We start from the raw sequence: 2,833 nt of genomic DNA, 5'->3' as shown, positions 1-2,833 counted from the left end.
GGGGCGGCGGCCCCCCCCGCCCCCCCCACCCCCCCGCCGACGCGCCACCGGCCCACGCTGTCCGCCCCCCCCGCCCCCCCCCCGGGGGGGGGGGCCCCCCCCCCCCCCCGGTCCGCGTCAGTGCGCGGGGCGGGTGCCGCGGTGCAGGGCGACGATGCCGCCGGTGAGGTTGCGCCAGGCGACCTTCGACCAGCCGACGCCCTGGAGGCGGGCGGCGAGCGCGGGCTGGTTGGGCCAGCTGCGGATGGACTCGGCGAGATAGACGTACGCGTCCGGGTTGCTGCTGACCGCGCGGGCGACCGGCGGCAGCGCCCGCATCAGGTACTCGGTGTAGACGGTGCGGAACGGGCCCCACGTCGGCTCGCTGAACTCGCAGATCACGACGCGGCCGCCGGGCTTGGTGACGCGGTACAGCTCGGCGAGGGCGGCGTCGGTGTCCTGGATGTTGCGCAGGCCGAAGGAGATGGTGACGGCGTCGAACGACTCGTCCGCGAAGGGCAGCCGGGTGCCGTCACCGGCGGTGAACGGCAGCCACGGGTGGCGCTTCTTGCCCTCGCGGAGCATGCCGACGGAGAAGTCGCACGGCACGACGTGGGCGCCGGTGCGGGCGAAGGGCAGCGAGGAGGTGCCGGTGCCGGCCGCGAGGTCGAGGATGCGCTCGGCGGGCCGCGCGGCGACCGCCCGGTGCACCTCCTTGCGCCACAGCCGGGCCTGCCCCAGGGAGAGCACGTCGTTGGTGAGGTCGTAGCGCGCCGCCACGTCGTCGAACATCGCGGCGACTTCGTGCGGCTGCTTGTCCAGGGATGCTCGGGTCACCCGGCCATTGTCCACCGTCACCCGACCGCCCCCGGCACCGGGCACGCATCGGGACGGAAGGGGCGGGCCGGGGCGGCGGCGGTCAGCGGCGGCGGTGGACCAGGCGTCCGTCGATGACCGTGGCGACGCAGGTGGCGGCGCCGAGCCTGACGAGGGCGGCCCGGTCCGGCACGTCGAACACGGCGAACCGGGCGGGCCCGCCCGGCTTCAGCGGCGGCAGCAGGACGAGCGGGACCGGGGAGAAGGACGCCGGGCCCGGCAGGTTCTCCGGACGCTGCCCGACCACGAGCCCGGCCCTGCGCACCGCGTCCACGGCGGCCCGGCTGCGCAGCTCCCCCGCGACGGCGACCGTGCCGTGTGCCAGCATCCGCTGCACCCCGCGCCGGGCACTGGCACCGCGCCGCGACGGGTCGGCGCGGAAGAGGAGCCGCGCGCGTTCCCCGGTGATCGGTTCGGTGCCGAACTCGTCGGCCTCGCGCGGGTCCGGGTGATAGGCGCCTTCGAGCAGCTCGGGCCCGTACGGGTTGAGCAGCCCCGGGGTGAGGATGCCGGGCCACCGCCGCACCCGCGCTCCGGGGCGGGCGGCGGCCAGGTCCTCGTACGGGCCGACGGCGGCGAGGGACGCGCCGTCGACGAGAACCGCGGTCTGCGGGGACGACTCGGCTACGTGCAGTGTCAGCACCGTGGGCTCAGTTGGCCTCGACGAGCTTCAGCTCGGGATGCGCGGTGCCGCCCTCGATCGCGGTGGACGAGATGTGCGAGGCGACGCGCGCGTCGACCGGGTCGTTCGCCGGGTCCTCGTGGACGGCGAGGTGCTCGTACGTCGTGGCGCGCTGCGCGGGGACGCGGCCCGCCTTGCGGATCAGGTCGATGATCTCCTGACGGTTGGAGCGGTGCCTGGCACCGGCGGAGGAGACGACGTTCTCCTCCAGCATGATCGAACCGAGGTCGTCGGCGCCGTAGTGCAGCGACAGCTGGCCGACCTCCTTGCCGGTGGTCAGCCAGGAACCCTGAATGTGCGCGACGTTGTCGAGGAAGAGCCGCGCGATGGCGATCATCCGCAGGTACTCGAAGAGCGTCGCCTGCGTCCGGCCCTTCAGGTGGTTGTTCTCCGGCTGGTAGGTGTACGGGATGAAGGCGCGGAAGCCGCCCGTACGGTCCTGGACGTCCCGGATCATCCGCAGGTGCTCGATCCGCTCGGCGTTGGTCTCGCCGGTGCCCATCAGCATGGTGGAGGTGGACTCGACGCCCAGGTTGTGGGCGATCTCCATGATCTCCAGCCAGCGCTCGCCGGACTCCTTCAGCGGCGCGATGGCCTTACGGGGCCGCTCCGGCAGCAGCTCGGCACCGGCGCCGGCGAACGAGTCGAGACCGGCGGCGTGGATCCGGCGGATCGCCTCCTCGACCGGCACGTCGGAGATCCGGGCCATGTGCTCGATCTCGGACGCGCCGAGGGAGTGGATGACCAGCTGCGGGAACGCCTTCTTGATCGCCGAGAAGTGCTCTTCGTAGTACTCGACGCCGTAGTCCGGGTGGTGGCCGCCCTGGAACATGATCTGGGTGCCGCCCAGCTCGACGGTCTCCGCGCAGCGGCGCAGGATGTCGTCGAGGTCGCGGGTCCAGCCCTTCTTCGTGTCCTTCGGCGCCGCGTAGAACGCGCAGAACTTGCAGGCCGTCACACAGACGTTGGTGTAGTTGATGTTCCGCTCGATGATGTACGTCGCGATGTGCTCGGTCCCGGCGTACCGGCGGCGGCGTACGGCGTCGGCGGCGCGGCCGAGGGCGTGCAGCGGCGCGGAGCGGTAGAGGTCGAGCGCCTCCTCCGGCGTGATGCGGCCGCCCTCGGCGGCGCGGTCGAGTACGGACTGGAGGTCGGCGTTCTCGGTCACCGGAGCGTCCCTTTCGGAGGGGTATTGACGGACCGGCCCAGCCTACGCCAGGGGTTCCCGGCGGCCCGGGGGCCTCCCGCCGGGGCGGCGGCGGGACTCCGCTGTGGCTGCGGGCCGGTGGGTCCGCC

At 73.7% G+C, this 2,833-nt stretch carries 3 protein-coding genes; all 3 read right to left on the bottom strand.

Features of this window, described 5'->3' with window-relative positions; translation table 11 throughout:
* Positions 1-117: 117 nt before the first annotated feature.
* Positions 118-816: a demethylmenaquinone methyltransferase gene (locus tag ACFWWQ_RS29265; RefSeq protein WP_384602241.1), complete on the bottom strand. Its 699-nt coding sequence runs from the start codon at positions 814-816 to the stop codon at positions 118-120.
* Positions 817-898: 82 nt separating this feature from the next.
* Complete coding sequence (locus ACFWWQ_RS29260; RefSeq protein WP_384602239.1) at positions 899-1,498, bottom strand: hypothetical protein; 600 nt, start codon at positions 1,496-1,498, stop codon at positions 899-901.
* Between the two features lie 7 nt (positions 1,499-1,505).
* On the bottom strand, positions 1,506-2,705 hold the full coding sequence (mqnC, locus tag ACFWWQ_RS29255; protein ID WP_384602237.1) for a cyclic dehypoxanthinyl futalosine synthase: 1,200 nt from the start codon (positions 2,703-2,705) through the stop codon (positions 1,506-1,508).
* Positions 2,706-2,833: the final 128 nt, after the last annotated feature.

Source organism: Streptomyces sp. NPDC059080 (assembly GCF_042739975.1).
In the GTDB taxonomy this organism is placed as follows: Bacteria; Actinomycetota; Actinomycetes; order Streptomycetales; family Streptomycetaceae; genus Streptomyces; species Streptomyces benahoarensis.
The sequence above is the reverse complement of the archived record's forward strand: the minus strand, read 5'-3'. Positions and strand labels throughout refer to the sequence as shown.